General features: G+C 31.9%; 22 protein-coding genes. 3 read left to right on the forward strand and 19 right to left on the reverse strand.

The window, feature by feature from the left end; all coding sequences use genetic code 11:
* Nucleotides 1-121: 121 nt before the first annotated feature.
* Entirely contained in the window at nucleotides 122-1,381 is a 1,260-nt protein-coding gene (locus XJ44_RS02455; RefSeq protein WP_075665480.1) for an ABC transporter substrate-binding protein, read from the reverse strand.
* A 192-nt stretch (nucleotides 1,382-1,573) separates the two neighbouring features.
* On the opposite strand from XJ44_RS02455, the gene XJ44_RS02460 reads away from it, so the two are divergent.
* On the forward strand, nucleotides 1,574-3,577 hold the full coding sequence (locus XJ44_RS02460; protein ID WP_077197952.1) for a helix-hairpin-helix domain-containing protein: 2,004 nt from the start codon (nucleotides 1,574-1,576) through the stop codon (nucleotides 3,575-3,577).
* A 26-nt stretch (nucleotides 3,578-3,603) separates the two neighbouring features.
* Complete coding sequence (locus tag XJ44_RS02465; RefSeq protein ID WP_077197953.1) at nucleotides 3,604-4,056, forward strand: chemotaxis protein CheW; 453 nt, start codon at nucleotides 3,604-3,606, stop codon at nucleotides 4,054-4,056.
* Here the strand turns inward: XJ44_RS02465 and priA are convergent.
* Nucleotides 4,049-6,277 carry a replication restart helicase PriA gene (priA, locus tag XJ44_RS02470; RefSeq protein ID WP_077197954.1) on the reverse strand — a complete coding sequence of 743 codons (2,229 nt, stop codon included), beginning with the start codon at nucleotides 6,275-6,277 and terminating at the stop codon, nucleotides 4,049-4,051. The two genes, XJ44_RS02465 and priA, sit on opposite strands and share 8 nt — an antisense overlap.
* 101 nt (nucleotides 6,278-6,378) lie before the next feature.
* Between priA and XJ44_RS02475 the strand changes: the two genes are divergently transcribed.
* Nucleotides 6,379-6,597 carry an FmdB family zinc ribbon protein gene (locus XJ44_RS02475; RefSeq protein WP_075665484.1) on the forward strand — a complete coding sequence of 73 codons (219 nt, stop codon included), beginning with the start codon at nucleotides 6,379-6,381 and terminating at the stop codon, nucleotides 6,595-6,597.
* A gap of 50 nt (nucleotides 6,598-6,647) precedes the next feature.
* Here the strand turns inward: XJ44_RS02475 and XJ44_RS02480 are convergent, their stop codons facing one another.
* From XJ44_RS02480 to atpF, 17 genes are all read right to left on the reverse strand, one after another.
* Nucleotides 6,648-6,845, reverse strand: a complete 198-nt coding sequence (locus XJ44_RS02480) for a cold shock domain-containing protein (protein WP_075665485.1) — start codon at nucleotides 6,843-6,845, stop codon at nucleotides 6,648-6,650.
* A 391-nt stretch (nucleotides 6,846-7,236) separates the two neighbouring features.
* Nucleotides 7,237-7,911 (reverse strand): 16S rRNA (cytidine(1402)-2'-O)-methyltransferase, encoded by a 675-nt coding sequence (rsmI, locus tag XJ44_RS02485; protein ID WP_077197955.1) that lies wholly within the window; start codon nucleotides 7,909-7,911, stop codon nucleotides 7,237-7,239.
* Nucleotides 7,899-8,612, reverse strand: coding sequence for a lipoate--protein ligase family protein (locus XJ44_RS02490; protein WP_077197956.1), 714 nt, complete (start codon nucleotides 8,610-8,612; stop codon nucleotides 7,899-7,901). Before XJ44_RS02490 ends, rsmI begins: the two co-directional genes overlap by 13 nt.
* Entirely contained in the window at nucleotides 8,613-9,212 is a 600-nt protein-coding gene (locus XJ44_RS02495) for a heavy-metal-associated domain-containing protein (RefSeq protein WP_075665488.1), read from the reverse strand.
* 1 nt (nucleotide 9,213) lies between these two features.
* Nucleotides 9,214-9,999: a DUF4895 domain-containing protein gene (locus XJ44_RS02500; protein ID WP_075665489.1), complete on the reverse strand. Its 786-nt coding sequence runs from the start codon at nucleotides 9,997-9,999 to the stop codon at nucleotides 9,214-9,216.
* 2 nt (nucleotides 10,000-10,001) lie between these two features.
* A complete protein-coding gene (locus XJ44_RS02505; protein ID WP_077197957.1) occupies nucleotides 10,002-10,199 on the reverse strand; it encodes a DUF6485 family protein in 198 nt (65 codons plus the stop codon).
* Complete coding sequence (gene panD, locus XJ44_RS02510) at nucleotides 10,196-10,555, reverse strand: aspartate 1-decarboxylase (RefSeq protein ID WP_075665491.1); 360 nt, start codon at nucleotides 10,553-10,555, stop codon at nucleotides 10,196-10,198. Before panD ends, XJ44_RS02505 begins: the two co-directional genes overlap by 4 nt.
* A gap of 1 nt (nucleotide 10,556) precedes the next feature.
* Complete coding sequence (locus tag XJ44_RS02515; protein ID WP_077197958.1) at nucleotides 10,557-13,154, reverse strand: GAF domain-containing sensor histidine kinase; 2,598 nt, start codon at nucleotides 13,152-13,154, stop codon at nucleotides 10,557-10,559.
* A 55-nt stretch (nucleotides 13,155-13,209) separates the two neighbouring features.
* Complete coding sequence (gene hpf, locus XJ44_RS02520) at nucleotides 13,210-13,740, reverse strand: ribosome hibernation-promoting factor, HPF/YfiA family (RefSeq protein WP_075665493.1); 531 nt, start codon at nucleotides 13,738-13,740, stop codon at nucleotides 13,210-13,212.
* An 11-nt stretch (nucleotides 13,741-13,751) separates the two neighbouring features.
* The gene (locus XJ44_RS02525; protein ID WP_075665494.1) at nucleotides 13,752-14,222 is read right to left on the reverse strand and encodes a hypothetical protein; all 471 of its coding nucleotides are present in this window, start codon (nucleotides 14,220-14,222) and stop codon (nucleotides 13,752-13,754) included.
* Nucleotides 14,223-14,257: 35 nt separating this feature from the next.
* Complete coding sequence (locus XJ44_RS02530; protein WP_075665495.1) at nucleotides 14,258-15,079, reverse strand: DegV family protein; 822 nt, start codon at nucleotides 15,077-15,079, stop codon at nucleotides 14,258-14,260.
* A 3-nt stretch (nucleotides 15,080-15,082) separates the two neighbouring features.
* A complete protein-coding gene (locus tag XJ44_RS02535) occupies nucleotides 15,083-15,358 on the reverse strand; it encodes a F0F1 ATP synthase subunit epsilon (RefSeq protein WP_075665496.1) in 276 nt (91 codons plus the stop codon).
* Between the two features lie 36 nt (nucleotides 15,359-15,394).
* Entirely contained in the window at nucleotides 15,395-16,804 is a 1,410-nt protein-coding gene (gene atpD, locus XJ44_RS02540) for a F0F1 ATP synthase subunit beta (RefSeq protein WP_075665497.1), read from the reverse strand.
* A 20-nt stretch (nucleotides 16,805-16,824) separates the two neighbouring features.
* Entirely contained in the window at nucleotides 16,825-17,646 is an 822-nt protein-coding gene (gene atpG, locus XJ44_RS02545; protein ID WP_075665498.1) for an ATP synthase F1 subunit gamma, read from the reverse strand.
* Nucleotides 17,647-17,651: 5 nt separating this feature from the next.
* Nucleotides 17,652-19,175, reverse strand: a complete 1,524-nt coding sequence (gene atpA / locus XJ44_RS02550; protein ID WP_077197959.1) for a F0F1 ATP synthase subunit alpha — start codon at nucleotides 19,173-19,175, stop codon at nucleotides 17,652-17,654.
* Between the two features lie 4 nt (nucleotides 19,176-19,179).
* On the reverse strand, nucleotides 19,180-19,719 hold the full coding sequence (locus XJ44_RS02555) for a F0F1 ATP synthase subunit delta (protein ID WP_077197960.1): 540 nt from the start codon (nucleotides 19,717-19,719) through the stop codon (nucleotides 19,180-19,182).
* Complete coding sequence (atpF, locus tag XJ44_RS02560) at nucleotides 19,716-20,201, reverse strand: F0F1 ATP synthase subunit B (protein WP_077197961.1); 486 nt, start codon at nucleotides 20,199-20,201, stop codon at nucleotides 19,716-19,718. Before atpF ends, XJ44_RS02555 begins: the two co-directional genes overlap by 4 nt.
* Between the last annotated feature and the right edge of the window lie 11 nt (nucleotides 20,202-20,212).

A 20,212-nucleotide genomic window follows, 5' to 3' on the forward strand; every position in this document is an offset into this window, starting at 1 on the left:
ACCTCCTCAACCTCGCGTCTTCTAATTTACCATACTTATCTTTTTCTGTCAACCCTTGCCTTTTGTTAAATTTTATTTAAGAAAAAAACAATGGCTTCGGAAACCCGAAGCCATTAGATTTTTATTCTCCGTATTCTTCGGCTAAATACTTATTAATTTGATCATCTGCCGTTTTTATTGCCGTTTCCATATCAACTTTTCCATTTACAAAATCAGAAAACATGTTTCCAACTACACTCCTTATTTCATACCATACACCTATTTGTGGATCAAATACTGCATTATCAATTTGAGTTAAAGGAATTTCAGCAAGTGGATCAGATTTTACATTTTCTTTCCATATATTTGTTTCAAGTGCACTCTTTCTTACTGGGATATACCCCGTATTTACTGACCAGAATGCTGTAACATCTGGAGATATAAGATATTTCATAAATTCCCATGCAGCTTTCTTTTGCTCTTCGGTTGCATTTGAAAACATAATAACATCGGTTCCCGCAAATGGTACATTTCTCGTTTTCCAAACAGGAACTGGTGCCCAACTCCAATTAAATTTTCCTTTAACCGAACTTTCAACATATTTTCTACCTGCAATTGTTCCAATATACATAACAACTTTTTGTTGACCAAATGGATCATTCATATACCCACCTTGATAATATGCAATTCCTTCATCAATTAATTTTTTTACAAATTTCAAAACATCCCTTGTTTCTGGACTATCAATATTTGAAACCCATTTTCCATCAACAAACTTCAAGATTGATCCGCCTCTCAAAGACAAAAGAATTTGGAACAAATCGGCAGTAGTTCTAAATCCAAAACCGTATTGATCAGGTTTCCCATCACCATCTACATCTTCTGTTAAAACCTTAGCTGCATAATATAATTCGTTGATAGACTTTGGAATATCTACACCATAAAGGGTTAAAAGATCAGCATTGTAATACAACATATACAAACTCTTGTTAAATGGAATTGCATAAACATCATTACCCCACATACAATTCTTTCTCAAAGGTTCATAAATATCTTCCCATTCCTCTTTAGTTAAACCTATTTCTGTATCCGAAAGAAAACCATTTAATTTTTGGACAACACCACTTTGAATAAGCTTTGCAGTCCAGTTGGAATACGCTTGTGAAATCGTAGGAAGTTCTCCTGCCTGAGCGCCAGCAAGCAATTTTTGGCTTAATGCACCATAATTTCCAACATATACAGCTTCAACCTCTATATCTGTATGAGAATCATTAAAAGATTTCACAATCTGTTCCAATGTTTTTCCGTGATTTCCACCCATAGCATGCCAGAACACAACTTTAGTTTTTGCAAATGACACCAAAACTAAAAGTGACAACAAAACTACCAAAAACTTTTTCATGTTACCCCTCCTTCTTATACGTTATTTGGCTTTATATATTATACCACATTGCGTACTATTTTTATATTAAAATAAAATTTACAAAACTTTATGTAAAAACATTAAAATCATATAAAGATATTAAAATCCATTTATCTTATTTTATCTTAGACAACACCATATTCTGGTATAATTAATAAAAGGAGGAATTTTATGGAAAAAATAATAGCCAGAGGATTAAATTTAGAAGAATGGAAAGTAAAAAATGCAATAAGTCTTCTAAAAGAAAACACAATACACTTTGTAGCTAGATATAGGAAAGATCAAACAGGTGGTTTGAACGAAATAACATTAAGAGAAATTGAAAAGAAGTACAAATATCTTGAAAAGGTAGAAAAACTAAAGAAAAAAATACTCAAAACTTTGGAAAAAGAAAGAAAACTTACAACTTCGTTAAGAAAAAAAATACAAAATTCATACAATTTAACAGAGCTTGAGGATATCTACCTTCCATACAAAAAAAGAAAAAAAACTAAGGCAGATATTGCAATAGAGAACGGTCTACTCCCACTTGCAGAAAAAGCATGTAAAAACCAAAAAATAGATATAAAAACACACTATACATCTCTTTTTAATACGAAAGAAAAAATAATAGATGGAATAACGGACATATTGGCCCAAAAATTTGCACATAACGATATAATAAGAAAAAAGTTAGAGTTAATTTTACTTGAACATGGACACATAAAATGCCAAAAAAAGATAAAAGAAAAAACAAAATACGATACATACGACAAATTTGAAAGGAAAATCAAACATCTCAAAGAACATAATATACTATCTATTAATCGAGGGGAAAAAGAAGGTGTTTTACAGGTAAAACTGTATATTAACAAAAAACACCAAGAATACTTATACAGTCTAACCAAATGGGAGCAAAATAAAATAATACGAAAGGGTCTTGAAAAGGGATGGAAATTGTTATTTCCTTCAATTGAAAAAAGGGTAAGAAACACATTAACAAAAAAAGCAGAAGACAGGGCTATAAAGGTATTCGCAGAGAATCTAAAACAACTATTACTAACAAAACCACTAAGAAACAAAAGGCTCATTGCGATTGATCCAGGTAATAAAACAGGATGTAAAATTGCAATTCTCGACGAATTTGGTAACCTATTAGACTATGCTATTATATTTCCCACATCTCCTCACCTTGATTTTGAAAATTCAGAAAAGAAGGTTTTAGAATTTATAGAAAAATATCACCTTGATTTAGTAGTTATAGGAAATGGAACTGCCTCAAGAGAAGTCCAAAAATTCATAGTATCTCTTATAAAAAAACATAAATTAGATATTAAATACACTTTTTCAAATGAAGCAGGTGCATCGGTATATTCCACTTCAGATATAGCAATTGAAGAATTTCCAGACTTAGATCCAACCATAAGAAGTGCAGTTAGTATTGGAAGAAGAATCCAAGATCCTATGGCAGAACTCGTAAAAATAAATCCAAAGTCACTAGGTATAGGACAATATCAACACGATGTTAATCAAAAAAAACTAGATGAAGAACTCAAAAATGTAGTTAGTGATGTGGTAAATTTAGTTGGAGTAGATTTAAACAGTGCTTCTTCAAAACTTTTAGAATATGTCTCTGGAATAACCCCTTCTATTGCAAAAAAAATAATAAAATACAGAGAAAAGATCGGAAAATTCACCGAAAGAAAACAACTACTTGAAATAGACGGACTTGGAAAAAAAACATACACACAATGTGCTGGATTTCTTAGAATAAAAGATGGAAAAAATCCTTTAGAGGCAACCGGCATTCACCCTGAACATTACAATATAGCCGAAGAAATATTAAAAAATCAAAACATTAAAGAAATTTCTGAAAAATACAACATTGGAAATCTAACTTTAGATTACATATTAAATGAGCTTAAAAATATGGGAAAAGATTTAAGAAATAGCTCACATGAAGCTATATTCTACGATAATATAATAACATTTGAAATGCTAAAAGTTGGAACAATTCTAAAGGGAAAAGTAACAAATATAACAGACTTTGGTGTTTTTTTAGATATTGGATTAAAAGAAAGTGGCTTTATCTATAAAAAACTTCTCAATAGAGAAATGAAAATAAATGATATAATAAAAGTAGAAGTAATTGAACTCGACAAAGAACTAAGACACATAAAGCTAAAACCTGTATGATATAATTTTTCTATGGAGGTGAAAGAATGGAACTTAAAGTTTTGACTTTTATCCTTGGTGATGAAGAATTTGCAATTGATATCATGAAAGTCGACAGAGTAAAAGAATACGAAAAAACAACTAAACTTCCAAATTCATTAGACTTTGTTGAAGGTATAATAAACCTCATGGGAGAAGTAATACCGATAATAAACCTCAGAAAAAAGTTTATGTTACCGGACTTTCAAGACAAAGAAAAATCAAAGATCATAGTAATTAGATTTGAAAATGAAAAGAAAATGGGCTTCTTAGTCGATGATGTTAAAGAAGTAATAACTTTAACAGGCGAACAAATTGATCAAACTCCAGAATATAGTGGTCAATCATCAGAATTTCTATTGGGTGTAGCAAAACTCGAAAACAGGATGATACTAATACTAGATGTAGAAAAGGTATTAAAAAAAGAGGAAAAATTAGAAATTTCCTCCATGGTTAAGTAACGTATAAAGACGGGGGATTAACCCTTATCTTTACCTTTGTGGGATATTTTGAAATTACTTCGTTTAAAATACGATTTGTTTTACCTACATCATGCGTTTTTACTATAAAATGATACAAAAAGTTATTTCTTATTTTTGGAATAAAAAATTCGGTAGGTCCAAGTATTTTCAGATTAAAATTTTCAAGTTCAAGTACAAGTTTTTTTGCACTTTTTAGACCAAGCTCCTTATTATTAGAATAAATAATAACCTGAATAATATTTACAAAGGGGGGATATTCTAGATCCTTCCTTTGTTTTAATTCGTATTCATAATAACCTTCCACATCTTGTCTTAATGCATATTCTATGGCAAAACTATCTCTTTCATAAGTTTGTATCAAAGCTTTCCCTTTTTCCTTTCTTCCAGCTCTTCCTATTACTTGAACTAATAATCTAAAAAGATTTAAAGAAGAATTGTAATCTGGGATATTCCTCATTGCATCTACATCAATAACACCAATTAAGCTCACGGTGGGCACATCTAATCCCTTTGTAATCATCTTTGTTCCAATTAAAATATCAATTTCTCCTTCGTATAATTTTTTCAACACCTTTTGAAATTTTTGGTAATTTTTTACCACTTCCGTATCAACTCTTACTATATTTCTGCCTGGAAAAACTTTTTGCAATTCTCCTTCCAATCTTTCAGTTCCCATTCCTTTTTCGTAAAAAAGAGCAGAACCACAAATTGGGCAAGAAATTTCAGGAACACTTTCAAATCCACATATATGACACTTCAATTTTTTTTCAGATTTATGGTAAGTTAATGCCACATCACAATTTGGACACTTTAATACATTTCCACAATTTTGACACATAATTAAAGAATATCCCTTTCTTCTAACAAAAAACATAACACTTTTTCCATTTTCCAGTTCTCTCTTAACATTTTTCAAAATACTCTTTGAAACATATGGTATAACTTTTTCTTCTTCTTTCATATCAACAACTTCAACCTTCGGAAGTACCGTCCCGTACCTCTCCTTTAACGTACAAAGTTTCATATCATTCCTTGTAGCCTTCATGTAGTGTTCCAATCTAGGGGTAGCAGAACCAAAGATTACAAGTCCTGGAAATTTTTCTACAAGGTAAATCAAGTCATAAACAACTTCTCCGTCTTGATAATAGCTATCATCGTGCTCTTCGTCAACAATTATCAAATCTTTATCAAATGGTATAAAGAACGCACTCCTTGTTCCTACAAGTATATCGATCTTCCCCGTTACTGCTCTCATCCATAACTCTATCTTTTGACTCTTTGTAAGATAACTATGAAATATCCCTACCTTTTTCCCAGAAAGTCTTGATTTTATCCTATTTACCGTCTGTTCTATCAATGAAACTTCTGGAACAAGATATAACGTCTTTAAATTGCTTTTTTTAATTACAGAAAGATAAACTTCTGTTTTCCCACTACCTGTTACACCATATAACAATACCTTTAATTTATTTTTCTTTAATATATCTTCAACAATTTTTTTTTGACTTTCGCTTAAATCTATATCTTCAAAATCCTTTGGAAATTCCTCACTTAATCTCAACAATCCCTTTCTTTCAAGCTGTAATAAGACATCCTTATTTATATCCAAAAACTCCCTAAGTTCTGAATAAGTGGTGTAATTGTTCACAAGAAGATAATCTATAACTTTTTTTTGCTTTTTGGTAAGTTTCTTTTCAAAAATTTCAGAAGGTGAAGCATTTAAGAAGACATATAACTCTTTTCTTGGCCTTGGAAACTTATACTGAAAATCCTTTTCTATGTAAATTACTCCATTCATTAAAAATTCCTTTAATTTTTTTTCTCCAAACCTTTCAATAAATTCTCTAACTGCCATTCCATTAAAGTCATAAAGTGGGTTATTAGAAAACACTTTTTCAACAAAATAATTTTCTATCCCCTTTGGAAAGGAAAGATCAAACAATCTACCAATTGGTGTATTAAAAAAATTAGAAGCCTCATTCAAAGCTTCAACAAACCACCCTTCTAAAAAACTCCTACCATCTACCTTTCCTATTACTTCACCTTCAACCTTTCCAGGATTTTCTTTTAAAACATAACCTATCTCTTTTTTTCCCCTAAACTTTAAGAAAATCCTTTCGCCAGTTTCCAATTTAAAATCAGAGTTTACAAAGAAAGTCCTTTTAAAACTTGAGTTTGAAATTGCAACTTCATATACCATATAATCACCTCATTAGAATTGTATCATATTACAAAACTTGACTTATAGTTAATGATATTGGATAATATAAAGGGTAAAAAAATAAAATAGGAGGTGATAAAATGCCATTGTACAGATACGTTTGTAAAAAATGCGGAAACGAAAAAGTTGAATTGCACTCATTTAAAGAACAACTGAATCTCGAATGCGAAATATGCGGTTCACAAATGGAAAAGGCAATAGGAAGAGTTGGTATAGTCTTTAAAGGTAGTGGATTCTATATAACAGATAGCAAAAAAAGTACTTCTTCAAATAATTCTAGTTCAAATGATTCTAAATAAAATTAATGCCCCCTTACGGGGGCCAATTATAATCCTACTTTAATTATAAATTAAAGAGGTTTAACATTTGCTGCTTGAGGACCTTTTTGACCATCTTGAACTTCAAATTCCACTTCTTGTCCTTCTTTTAATGTTTTGAATCCATCTGTTTGAATAGCACTCCAGTGAACAAAAATGTCTTCTCCGTCCTCCTTGGTAATAAATCCATAACCTTTTTTTGCATCAAACCACTTTACTGTACCTTTCATAAAAAAACGCCTCCTCGTAAATCTTTTTACAATCCCCGCCTCTCGGGGTTGATTAAAGTATACACCTATAATTATTTTTTGTCAACTGTTTTTGAGCCTATTTCAAAAATAAAAAGAAAACACTCAAACTTAATCGAAAATTTCACAACTATATTCTGCCACAACTTCCTTGAAATTCTACTTTCAAGGGTAGACCTAGGTGGTTTTAAAAGAACTGTTTACTCTTTTATTTAGAGAGATATTAGAAAAACGTTATACTTTGAGAAAATTCCATATCTTAGAGCTTTTCATCTTCAATGAACTTCAAGAAAATATATAAAATGTTATTGTAGACAGTATACGATGTTTTATCCGGAATAAAATCAATAAAAAATCCATGAAGATGTAGTTTTTAACCTTTTTTATGATTAACTTTTAAAACAACAGTAATTTCGCCTCTTACTCCTTCTGAGAACCTTTCTAAAGCTCTTTTCACTGTGCCTTTAAAATATTCTTGATGAACCTTTGTAAGTTCCCTTGCCACAAAGATCTCTACATTTCCTAAAATATCATACACATCGTTTAACGTCTTTACCAATCTTTCTGGACTTTCAAAAAAAATATATACATCTGACATATCATTTTCTTTTATTTTTCTTAAAATCCTTCTTCTTTTCTTATCTCTAGGCATAAATCCCAGAAAAACAAACCTATTCCCATAAAAACCACTTGCAGCAATAGCAGTTAGCACGGAACTTACTCCAGGTATTACATCCCATTCAATATTATTTTCCACACATAAATTAACCAGTTCAGTTCCTGGATCAGCAATTACCGGCATACCCGCATCTGAAAGATAAGCTATATTTTTCCCATCTTTCAACATCGATAAAATTTTATCTATCTTTTTTGGTGATGAATGTTCATTGTATGAATCCACAGGTTTCTTTATTGAATAAAAATTTAAGAGCTTCAATGCTCTTCTTGTATCTTCTGCAAAAATATAATCTACCTCTTTTAAAATTCTAAGTGCCCTTAAAGTTATATCTTCTAAATTTCCTATTGGCGTTCCAATTATATACAACAAAACTTTTTTCTCTCCCTCTCTGCAGATTTCAAAATTTTATCTACATCTTGAAACTTTATCAATCCAAATTTTTCATCAAATTTTTCATACAATAACTCTTTCAATCTGTTAATTTCAATGTTTTTAGATTGGTCAATTCCATATTGAACTATTTTTTGATTTGTATTTTTAAAACATCTATCAACGTTATCTATAGTCTTTAAAACAATAGAACCATGCTGCAAAACAAATGATCTAGTTCTCATTTGCGCACTTCCCACTACTTTTTTGTTATCCAAAACAATTTCATACCAAGATGGTGCATCAAAGCACACATTGGTGTTTCCGCGAATCCCTCGAGATACTAACCTTACAGGCACATCTAATTTATTTAAAACATCTACAATTAATTGCGAAATTGCTTTATAAAGACTTATGATGGACAATCTATACAGCTCATGTCCATTTGGAATAACAATACTATATGTCAATTCATATTTGTGCAATACCGCTCTACCACCCGTAGGTCTTCTTACACACTTTATATTATTTTCCCTCAAAAAATCAAAATCTACATCTTCAACACTTTGATTTTTACCTAATGAAAGTGTTGGTTCTTTCCAAGTATATAGTCTAAAAAATGGAGCATTGGATTTCCCCAAAACATAATCAACTGCCATATTCAAATCTCCCGAAAGCTTCCACGTTTCAATGTAATACATTTATATCCTCCTAAATGCATCTAACACACTCTCAGCAATAGCTGTGTATTTATCAACTTTTAATTCTGCAGCCCCTATAATACTTTCCTCATATGAATTGTATTCTTTTGAAAGGTGCGTGATTATAAATTGTTTTCCCGCAATTGTTGCTTCAATAGAATCATCCACTGAAATTGCAAAGTTATGAATATTTTCAAGCGCATTTAAAACGGCATTTCCAATAATTATTGGAATATTCTTGCGCGTTTTCGGGCCAGCAAATTCCCCTATAAAAACCTCCTGGCCATGTGTTATTTCTACCTTTACACTTAATGTTCGTTCTTTTTCCTGGACATTTATATCTGTCAATCTATAAGGAATGATCTTTGAGGATTCCATGCCTAAATTTAACTGAGCAATACTAACCACTTTTCTATCAATCTTCAAACCTAAACTCGCAAATAAAACGGTTTCGATATCCCTTACAAGTTGTTTGGGGCTTTTCTCATCATCTGCGACAACATGTATCTCTACAACTTGATCATTTTCAATGACAACTTTTGCAGCCTCAACCCCAGGAATCTTTGAAAGAACATTTTCAACACTTTCAACTTTTAACATACTATCCCCCCAAATCCTTTACAAAACCTCTAAACTTTTCAAAATCATCCACAAAACTTTCCACATATCTCCATTTTTCTTTCAAATCTTCCAAATCTACTTTAAACATTCCAATAACTTTGTCTTTCATATCAGAAATAGGAAAATATTTACCAGGCTGAAATTTATACTTATTTCTTAAAAATGAAAAAAATTCTGCGTATAAATTTTTATGTTCTCCTTCTCCAATACCTACAAAATAAACCCCATCATCTGTTAAAAAAGTCTTTAAAAAATAGTAATTCTTCCCGTTTAAAGCTAAAAGCTCATCATATGTCTTATCATCCACCTTTTTGGAAAAATTAAGCCAACTTTTTCCAGAAACCTCTTCTGAAAACAATTCCTTTGAAATTAGAGACTTTTCACCACCAAGTGCTAAAAAATGCGTCATTATTGGGAATTTTAAAATTCCCGCAGTCATAAATGGAATTTTTCTTGTTGAAAAACTATTTATATATAAATTTTCAAAATCTTCATTAAAATATTCCATTTTATAAAGTGATGGTGTTCTTAAAAACGGATTACTAAGTGAAACTCCAAAAAAGAACTTACCATCTGGATTATAACCAGCATTTAAAAAAAAGATACCATTAGATCCCACTGTAACAAGTATTAGATGTTTATGAAAAACATCTAGTACATCTTCAAACTTATACAAAAAATCCATCAACACATTCTTATCTTTTTCGAGTAAACTAAATACTTCGTTCATTAAAGGTCTCAACTTTTCAGGACCAAAATATACCATTTTTAGCGTCTCCTAGTCATAAAATATTCAATGCTTCTATTCCATGTTTTTTCTTCCTCATCCGTAAAATAACAAGCGGGTAACTCTCCACGTTCCCTATGATATGCTATACACTCACAACATTTACCTTTTTTAGGACATCCAGGATAACTACAATTACACTTTTCTAAGTTTTTTTCAAAATTTCCACAGTACATCATAAATCCCCCTTTATTTCCACTACCTCATTGTTTTCATCCATTATTAAAACTTTTGGACCTTTATATTCTCCATCAGAATACACACCAAAAGCCATAATAATTACCCTGTCACCTTCTTCTACTAACCTCGCAGCAGCACCGTTTATCACTATTTTTTTACTTCCTCGTTCTTCAGGGATTGTATAAGTAACAAAGCGCTGGCCGTTGTTCACATCCGCTACCAAGACCAATTCATATGGTTTAATATTGGACTTTTCCAAAAGTTCTATATCTATACCTATACTCCCCATATAATTGATACTTTTATCCGTCACACGTGCCATATGTATCTTTGATTTTAACAAAAATTCCTGCATTTTACTCCTCCTCATCTTTTAAAGGTAATTCAAAAATAAATGCATTTCCATTTTCATCAGGTTCAACCCATATTTTTCCATCATGTTCATCTTCTATAATTTTTTTACATATTGGCAAACCCAATCCCGTTCCATGTACTTTTGTTGTAAAAAATGGAATAAATAACTTTTCCAAGATATCCCTGGGAATTGGAGTACCTTGATTCCAAACCTTAATCTTTACAGTGTTTAAACATTTCTTTACTTCAATTGATATTTTACCACCATATGGTGTTTCATCAATAGCATTTTGAATTAAATTTATCAAAACTTGTTTTAATCTCTGTTTATCCGCATACACTTCAACATTTTCATCGGCTTTGAATTCAAAAAGTATATTTTTATCTTTTATTTTATCCTCTAGTAAAATATAAACTTCGGATATTAATTCATTTAAATTAAAGAGGACAAATTCTGTTATCCTCCTATCTCTACTAAATTCCAAAATTTCACTCACAATTCCCTCTAATCTAACAATTTCATCTGATATTATTTTTATGTATTTTCTCCTTTTATTTTCATCATCTATATACTTTTCAAGTCTTTTTATAAACCCACCTAAAACAGATATGGGATTTCTAAGTTCGTGAACCACTCTCGCAGCCATTTCACCAAGTACAGCTAATTTTTCCTGTTTTTTTCTCTCTTTTTCCAAAATTACCCTTTCTGTTACATCCTCAAAAGTAACTATTATACCCTTTATTAAAATCCTTTCTGCATCCCAAAGTGGAGAAATAGAAACATCAAAGTATTTTTCCTGTCCCATTACGGGTATTAGGTAATTTGAAAGTTTTATCTCTTCCTTCATCTTTAAAACTTCAAAGGCCATGCTTTCTATATCCTCAAATTCAGATCCTAAATCTGCTAACCTTTTTTCTATCATCTGTTCCTTATTTCTACCAAAATAATACTCTGCGCGCGAATTCCACTCGCTTATATTCCCATTCTTCGAGATTACAATAACTGCTGCTGATAAATTTTGTAAAATGAGCTCTGAAAACTCTTTTAAAAATTCCACTAAATTCTTTTGCTTTTCCAAATTAATAGTCTTATCCTTTAATTCTTTATAATTCAACGAATTTTCAATGGCAAGTCCTGCACTATCCGATATTAATCTTAAAATTTCCACATCTACATTCGAAATTTTATGCTTTGAATACTTATTATCCAATATTACAACACCTATTGTGTCATTCTTTCCAATCAAAGGTACTATTACAAATTCATCGGTATCCAATAAAGGAACAAGATAGTCTAGTTCTTCCACTAAAACCTTTTTATTCACATGTACTATTTTTCTCCTTAAAACAGCTCTTTCCAAAAATTTACTAGATCTATATGGAAAAATCTTATTTCTTATTTTCTGAGTTAACTCGTTGTTCAGATCAAGTCCCAACGATTCTTCTCTCAAATATTGAACAATATCTGCATACTTCATCGCTCTTTGATTTGCTTTTTTCCAAATAGTGTCAACTTCCTTTTCATTAGCAGGACCTATCCACGCCTTCCCTATCAACGCATTTTTTTCATTATCTTTTAACAAAAGAAGTGCTCTGTTAAATCCCAGTGTTCTTCCCGATGTCAATCCAATTAAGAAAATTTTTAAAACATTATTTGGGTCATTACTACTTCTCATCGCCTGGCTCAAATAATGGACTATACTCATCTTCCTTAGTTGTTCTTTCTGGCCCTCTATCAATTTTTCATGCTCTTTTTTTAATACGTTTAATTTTTCCACTTCAGATTTTAAATTTTCATAGAATACAAGTCTGGAAATAGCCAAGTTAAACCTCTTTACAGCAGAAATTACTAAATCCAAATCAAAATCTTCATAACTTTTATCTGGAATATAACCTTCTCCATGTCTTTTATTAATAAAAACAAGCCATTGTTTTTCATCCACTGGTACACTTATCAAAGATTTTACAACTAAATCAGAATTTATAAAATTAACACTAGGTTTTATCAAAATCTGTGGTTGTTTTTTAAAAACAAAAAAGGAAAAATCAGAAAAACCCGGTATTATCTTCCCAACAAAGTCTTTTGGCTGAGAATATTCCACAAAAAAATCTTCCCCTTTTTTTCCAACCAATACAATAAGATCACTCGGCAAATACTCGGAAAGTTTTTCAACAAAATTTCTCTTTAACTCAAATAAATCTTGACTCTTCTCAAAAATGTCCGTCAGTTGTAGAATATTCTCCAATTTTTCCTTTCTCTTTTCAATCAAAAACAAATCACATACAAGCCCAAAAATATTTGAAAATTCATCAAAAAAATCATTCTTTTCAAATTTTTCATTTGAAATTATCGCACCTATTTTCTTGTCACCAAAATACAAAGGAATAACATCTTTATCATTTGCAGGCACCTTTTTTCCAACATCTTTTCCCGCAATTATTCTATAAATATTCTTTCTCTCTTCGTATAAAGAAAGTCCTAATTCTTTTATATTAAGTTTTTCTCTCAATAAATTAGCGAGCCTCTCTAAATTTTCATTTGGATAACCAATTTCAAACAAATCTTTCACTGCATTATAAATTAAAGAAAATTCAATCATAAAATCACCTCAAGTATATTCTACCACAAAAAAAGCACCCATATGGGTGCTTTTTTTATTCCTGAAATTCATATAAAATAAATTTTCCATTTTTCAAACGCAGTAACATATTAATTTCATTAGTTTCCATATTTCTAAAAACAAAAAATTCGTGATTCATTACTTCCATTTGTGCAATTGCTTCTTCTAAACTAGTTATCATCAAATTAACTCTCTTTACATTTGAAATCTTCTCATCCTTTTCTCCCTCTGGCATCTCATCCTTGAAAATTTCACCTAGTCCTTTATTATTTGCCTTATGCGTAGGCCTTACATAATCTTTTTCTCTTTTAATCTTCTTTTCAAAAGAATCTGTTAAAATATCAATTAAATTATAAATATCCATGGATTTTTCCGAAACAATAATGTCTTTTCCCAAATAATGCACCATTATTTTTCCTACATACTCTGAAGAATCTTTCTCAAATTTAATATCTAGATGTACATTATCCTCAATAACCCTATCTACCTTCTCTAACCTCTTTTCTAAGTAATTTTTAATTGCATCGGTAATTTCTACACCTTTTGTTGAAACACGAAAATCCATAAAATCACCTCCTACTGGTTTTCCTGAATTTTTCTAAGTCTAAAGTTTACATGTGGTGCAAATTCTAAAAGATAAAAAGACAACGTTAAAATCAAAAAGAGAGTTTTCAACAAAACATTACTTTCATTTATCTTTTTATCTACTATCAATATCAATGATACCACAAGTGATGCTGAAATAATAAACAGCAAAGGAAAAAAATATGACAAAAAACTAAACGTAATAGAAAATATTATGTAGAAATAAAAAATTATTTTATTATTTTCGGATATATCTGGAATTTTAAGACACCATTTCCATAAAACTATGATATAACCAAGTAGTCCAATAAAAAATATGGTATTCGACACAAATATATTTTTTAGAACAAAACTAAAAAATAAATTTGATGAAAAACCTATTGAAAAAAGAATAGAAGAAAATACCACCAAATCATCGCTTGGCAACTGATTTGAAAATAACTTTTCTAAATTTTTTTCCATAAATTGGAGGTATACCTCCTGTCCCCCCCTTCAAATTAAAACTGACCTATAACAATCCCAAATACCTCGGGACCTGTATGTACTCCCACTGCTGCACTAATCTGGGCAATATCCTTTATATTAAAATGCTCAATTAGTCTATCTAAATATTTTTTGTATTTTTGGCTTCCATATCCGGCTAATATATATGGTTTTTTTATCCCCTGTTTTTTTATAAAATCCTCACCAAGTTCAATTATCTTGTCAACTACACCCGAAAATTTCCTATCTTTTGCAACCAATTCTACCGTTCCATCACTGTCCACACTCAAAATGGGTTTTATTTTTAATATTCTACCCAACAGTGCTTTTGCTTTACCTATTCTTCCTCCCTTTTCTAAGTATTTTAAAGACATTACCCCAAAAAGAAGTTTCGTATTCTTTCTTAACTCATCAACAAGCTCCTGGGTAATCTTTACCCCTTTTTCCAAATAATGAACAATTCCTCTATATAGCACATACAATTCAACACTAGCACTTTTTAAATCCAAAACAGTTACTCTATCCTTATACGGGGCACTAATTGCTTTAAACATGTTGTATGTTCCACTTAATTTACTAGATATAGAAAGCATATATACATGTTCATAACTTTCCAATAATTTTTTTAGCAAATCTTCCGTTTCCTTGGGATTTGGCAATGAAGTAGAAAAAGTTTCTGCCTTATCTAGCATGCCGTAAAAATCATCAACGGTTAAATTTTCCTTATCAATATACTCTCTACCATCAATATACACTCTTAAAGGCGCATAAAAAATAGGATATTTCAATTCTACATCGGGTTTATCAAAAGATGAATCAACAATAAATGCAACCATTTCCTATCCCCCCAAATACTCATGAGGATTTATTTCATCCTTAACATCCTCTGTTATTATTATAACATTTTCACCATCACAATGTAAAAAACCATCATCAACTATATACTCAAATTTTTCATCGTTTTTTTTTGCAATTACTTTATCTACTTTTAACTTTGCTATAATCGGAGCCCTATCCTTTAAAATTCCCATTTCTCCCACTTCTGTTCTTACGGTAACAATATCTACTTCTTTATCAAAATACAAACCATTTGGATAATATATCTTTAGGCGCAAATTCTTCACCTCCAAAAAATGCGTGAGCAAAATTGCTCACGCTTTTTGTAATTTTTTGGCCTTTTCAACTGCCTCATCTATAGTACCAACCATGTAAAATGCCATTTCTGGTAAGTCATCATGCTTTCCATCTAATATTTCTTTAAATCCTCTTATTGTCTCACTAACTGGCACATATTTTCCAGGAATATTACTGAATTTCTCAGCAACGTGCACAGGTTGACTCAAGAATCTTTCTATCTTTCTGGCCCTTTGAACTATTAGTTTATCCTCTTCCGATAGTTCTTCCATACCAAGAATTGCAATGATATCTTGCAAATCTTTGTATCTTTGCAATACTTCTTGGACACCTCTTGCCACTTCATAGTGTTCCTGACCCACTACATTAGGATCCAACATCTTTGAAGTAGAATCTAATGGATCCACAGCAGGATAAAGCCCTAAAGCTGCTCTTCTTCTTGACAAAACTACAGTAGCATCAAGGTGAGTAAATGTTGTAGCAGGAGCAGGATCGGTAATATCATCAGCGGGAACGTAAATTGCCTGCACCGAAGTAATTGATCCCTTCTTTGTGGAGGTAATCCTTTCTTGAAGTTCTCCCATATCCGTCGCAAGGGTGGGTTGATATCCCACTGCAGATGGCATCCTTCCAAGAAGTGCTGATACTTCACTACCAGCCTGAACAAACCTAAAAATATTGTCTATAAATAACAAAACGTCCCTTCCTTCAACATCTCTAAAGTACTCTGCAATAGTCAACGCAGACAGAGCCACCCTAAACCTTGCCCCAGGGGGTTCATTCATTTGTCCAAAAACCAACACGGTATTGTCAAGCACTTCCGCTTCTTCCATGTCCAGGTATAATTCGTTACCTTCTCTTGTTCTTTCACCAACACCGGCAAACATGGAAAAACCATGGTGCTCAATTGCTATATTCCTTATCAATTCCATAACCAAAACAGTTTTTCCAACACCTGCGCCACCAAAAAATCCTATTTTTCCACCTTTTGGGAACGGAGCAAGAAGGTCTATAACCTTTATACCTGTTTCCAATATCTCAACCGATGTGGATTGTTCAGTAATGGATGGTGGAGTTCTGTGTATCGGCCAATATTCTACATTTTCAACTTTTTCCAATCCATCAATTGGCTCACCTATAACGTTAAACATTCTTCCCAAAGCACCTTTTCCCACAGGAACTTTTATAGGTTCACCTGTATTTATAACTTCAAGACCTCTCATTAATCCATCTGTAGTGTCAAGTGCAACTGTTCTTACAGCGTTATCACCTATGAGCTGTTCAACCTCTAAAATAAGCTTTTTACCAGTTTGAGGATTTACAACCTCTAAAGCATCATATATATCTGGAAGTTCCTCCTCATCAAATTGAACATCCACTACAGGACCTATTACTCTTAAAATCTTTCCTTTAGATTTCTTTGACACTTTATCACGCTCCTTTAAGATTATTCCTCTTGCAATGCTTGAGCGCCAGAAACTATTTCTATAAGCTCCTGGGTAATCGATGCTTGCCTTTCCTTGTTGTATTCAAGTGTTAATTCTCTGATCACCTCTTCTGCATTTTCGGTTGCATTTCTCATTGCATTTTGTCTTGCATATAACTCACTTACTTTCGTTTCAAAAGCATACGAATATATACTAGTCGCTACCATGAATTCCACTGCTTTCTTTGTTAACATTTCTATATCTGGCTCAAATTCATACCTTGAAGATTTTACACCTTCAAAAGTTATTGGTGTTAATTTAACAATTTCTGGTTTTTGGATCAACCTATTTTTAAACTTTCCATATGCAACATAGATAATTCCAACTCCATCGTTTAGTAAATCATTAGTCAAAGTTTTAGAAAAATCAAAATTAGGAATATCGTATGCACGTTCGTATATTCTTCTTGTTTTTGGATGTTTTCTAAAAAATGGAATACTTTTATTACCTATAGCGTAAACATACTCTATCTGTTCTTTCTCAATAAAATTCAAAGATGCTCTTCCTATTTCAGTGGGAAATGCCCCGCACAACCCCATATCTGTTGATATAACGATTAACGCCTTTTTCCCATTCCCCGTTAAGAATGGATGTTCGCCTATAAGTTCTATATTCTTTATCATCCTGACGGTCTCATCCAAAAATTCCCTTACACCCTGTAAGCTTTTTTCTATTTTTTTTACCCTTGCAGTAGCCACCATTTCCATGGCTTTTGTAATTTTTTTCAAAGACTCCGTTGCTTGGACCCTTTTCTTTATTAAAAGTAATTTACCCCTACTCATTTAAATCACTTCCCGTACACTTTCACAAATTCACCTTTGAATTCTTCTATGGCATTTTTCAACTCTTTTTCCGTTTCTTCATTTAAATCTTTTGTTTCTTTTATTTTGTTAAGCAATTCCTTTTTATTCTCCCTTAAAAATTGTAAAAGTCTCTTTTCGAATTCTTTAACTTTTTCAACTTCCAAATCGTCTAAATATCCATTTATACCTGCGTATAACACAACAACTTGATCTTCCACCTCAAGTGGTGCGTATTGCTCTTGCTTCATTAACTCCATTAACCTTTGACCTCTTGTAATCTGTGCCTGCGTTGCAGGATCAAGTTCCGTTGCAAATTGTGCAAATGTTTCTAATTCTTGGTATTGTGCAAGATCAAGTTTTAGAGATCCTGCTACTTTTTTCATAGCTTTGACTTGTGCGGCTCCACCAACACGAGATACTGAAAGACCTATGTTTACCGCAGGTCTCTGTCCTGCATAAAACAGAGATGGTTCTAGATAAATTTGTCCATCGGTAATTGAAATGACATTTGTTGGAATATAAGCAGAAATATCATTTGCTTGTGTTTCTATAATTGGAAGTGCAGTTAGTGATCCACCACCATATTTATCATCAAGCCTTGCGGCCCTTTCAAGTAATCTAGAATGCAAATAAAAAACATCACCAGGATACGCTTCACGTCCAGGTGGCCTTCTTAGCAGAAGTGAAAGCTGTCTATACGCAACTGCATGTTTTGATAAATCATCGTATATCACAAGTGCATCTTTTCCATTGTACATGAAATATTCTCCCATTGCACATCCTGAATAAGGAGCAATATACTGCAAAGATGCATTATCAGCAGCACTTGCAACAACTACAGTAGTATACTCCATAGCACCTTCTTCTTTTAGCTTATCTACTAAACGTGCAACCGCCGATGCTTTTTGTCCAATCGCCACGTAAATACAATAAACACCTTTTCCCTTTTGATTGATAATTGTATCGATGGCTATAGCAGTCTTACCAGTTTGTCTGTCTCCTATTATTAATTCCCTTTGCCCCCTACCAATTGGTATAAGGGCATCAATTAATTTAATACCAGTTTGTAGAGGAGTATCAACTGGCTTTCTATATATAACACCTGGCGCTTTCACTTCAACATCTCTATATTCCGTTGTATTGATTGGGCCAAGACCGTCAACTGGCACACCCAAAGGATTTACAACTCTTCCCAACAATTCTTCACCAACTGGAACCTGCATGATCTTTTTTAATCTTTTTACCGTGTGTCCTTCCTTGATGTCTTTGTAATCACCTAATATAATTATCCCTACATTATCCTCTTCTAAATTAAAAGCAACACCAATTGTACCCGTTTCTACAAATTCTACCATTTCATTTGCCATAACGTTATTTAATCCATATGCACGGGCAATACCGTCACCTACTTGTATAACCTTTCCAACATCATCTAAATTTATCTCCTCTTTAAAACCCTCTATCTTTGATTCCAATACTTTTACAATTTCTCCGGGATTTATTCTCAAAATGTCACCCCTTTCTCAAGGAAAAAACTTCCCTTGCAATCTTATTGAGTCTTCCACTAACCGAGACATCAATCATTTTTCCCGCAAATTCAATTACCGCACCTGCTATAAGTGTTTTATCCACTTTTTCTTCAATAACTGGTGTTCTATCTACATACCTTTTAACAAACTCTTCGATAGCCTTTTTCTCCTCATCAGAAAGTTTATCAGCACTCTTTACATCCACTAATATCTTATTTTCAATATCTACAGACGCGTACTTGTAATAAATTACCATTTGTGGAATAAATTTTTGCCTCTTATTTTCAAAAATTAGAGAAACAAAATTTAGAAAAATATCATCACTGTATTTATTCAACGCTTCCTTAATAACACTCACTTTTTTCCAAACCTTCACCGTTGGATTATCAAAAAAACTTCTATAATTCTCATAAACAATATCCAAAACCTTTAAAAACTGGCCATATTCTTCCAATTTATTTAATTTTTTTCCAATCTTCAACAATGCACTAACATATTTTGAAGCAATAGTAGAATACCTCATTTTTCCTTCTCCTTTAACATTTTAATAAGGTATTCTCGTTTGGCCTTCTCATCCAATGTCCCTTTTAAGATCTTCATAGCAAGAACCACTGCTATTTCACCAACTTTTTGCTCGACTTCTTTTAACATTTCTTCCTTTTCTCTTTTTATTTCTTCTCTTGCAGCAGTAATTATTTTTTCTCCTTCAATTTCTGCTTTTTTCTTTGCATCTTGTACTATTTTTTCTGCTTCTTCTTTGGCTTTGTTTATTATAGAATCTGCATTTTCTCTCAATTTTCTCAATTCTTCTTGTGATTGTAATTTTAATTCCTCTGCTTCTTTTCTCAATTGCTCAGCTTTTTTTATTTCTCCTTCAATCTTTTCCTTTCTTTCATCCATAACTTGAAAATACTTATCGTATAAAAATACTTTTAAAACGTACAAAAGCAACAAAAAGCTCATCAGTTGAATTACTGATGTCAAATTGATTTCAAACATATCCATAAATATCGCCT

It is taken from the genome of Thermosipho affectus (assembly GCF_001990485.1).
Classification (GTDB): domain Bacteria; phylum Thermotogota; class Thermotogae; order Thermotogales; family Fervidobacteriaceae; genus Thermosipho; species Thermosipho affectus.

Coding starts and splice junctions, on each gene's coding strand:
- XJ44_RS02475 (WP_075665484.1), top strand. CDS start 6,379: ATGCCATTGTACAGATACGTTTGTAAAAAATGCGGAAACGAAAAAGTT.
- panD (WP_075665491.1), bottom strand. CDS start 10,555: ATGCAGGAATTTTTGTTAAAATCAAAGATACATATGGCACGTGTGACG.
- hpf (WP_075665493.1), bottom strand. CDS start 13,740: ATGGATTTTCGTGTTTCAACAAAAGGTGTAGAAATTACCGATGCAATT.
- XJ44_RS02490 (WP_077197956.1), bottom strand. CDS start 8,612: ATGTATTACATTGAAACGTGGAAGCTTTCGGGAGATTTGAATATGGCA.
- XJ44_RS02495 (WP_075665488.1), bottom strand. CDS start 9,212: ATGTTAAAAGTTGAAAGTGTTGAAAATGTTCTTTCAAAGATTCCTGGG.
- XJ44_RS02525 (WP_075665494.1), bottom strand. CDS start 14,222: ATGGAAAAAAATTTAGAAAAGTTATTTTCAAATCAGTTGCCAAGCGAT.
- atpG (WP_075665498.1), bottom strand. CDS start 17,646: ATGAGTAGGGGTAAATTACTTTTAATAAAGAAAAGGGTCCAAGCAACG.
- XJ44_RS02455 (WP_075665480.1), bottom strand. CDS start 1,381: ATGAAAAAGTTTTTGGTAGTTTTGTTGTCACTTTTAGTTTTGGTGTCA.
- XJ44_RS02505 (WP_077197957.1), bottom strand. CDS start 10,199: ATGATGTACTGTGGAAATTTTGAAAAAAACTTAGAAAAGTGTAATTGT.
- atpF (WP_077197961.1), bottom strand. CDS start 20,201: ATGGATATGTTTGAAATCAATTTGACATCAGTAATTCAACTGATGAGC.
- XJ44_RS02530 (WP_075665495.1), bottom strand. CDS start 15,079: ATGGTTGCATTTATTGTTGATTCATCTTTTGATAAACCCGATGTAGAA.
- XJ44_RS02500 (WP_075665489.1), bottom strand. CDS start 9,999: ATGGTATATTTTGGTCCTGAAAAGTTGAGACCTTTAATGAACGAAGTA.
- priA (WP_077197954.1), bottom strand. CDS start 6,277: ATGGTATATGAAGTTGCAATTTCAAACTCAAGTTTTAAAAGGACTTTC.
- XJ44_RS02515 (WP_077197958.1), bottom strand. CDS start 13,154: ATGATTGAATTTTCTTTAATTTATAATGCAGTGAAAGATTTGTTTGAA.
- XJ44_RS02460 (WP_077197952.1), top strand. CDS start 1,574: ATGGAAAAAATAATAGCCAGAGGATTAAATTTAGAAGAATGGAAAGTA.
- XJ44_RS02555 (WP_077197960.1), bottom strand. CDS start 19,719: ATGAGGTATTCTACTATTGCTTCAAAATATGTTAGTGCATTGTTGAAG.
- XJ44_RS02480 (WP_075665485.1), bottom strand. CDS start 6,845: ATGAAAGGTACAGTAAAGTGGTTTGATGCAAAAAAAGGTTATGGATTT.
- XJ44_RS02465 (WP_077197953.1), top strand. CDS start 3,604: ATGGAACTTAAAGTTTTGACTTTTATCCTTGGTGATGAAGAATTTGCA.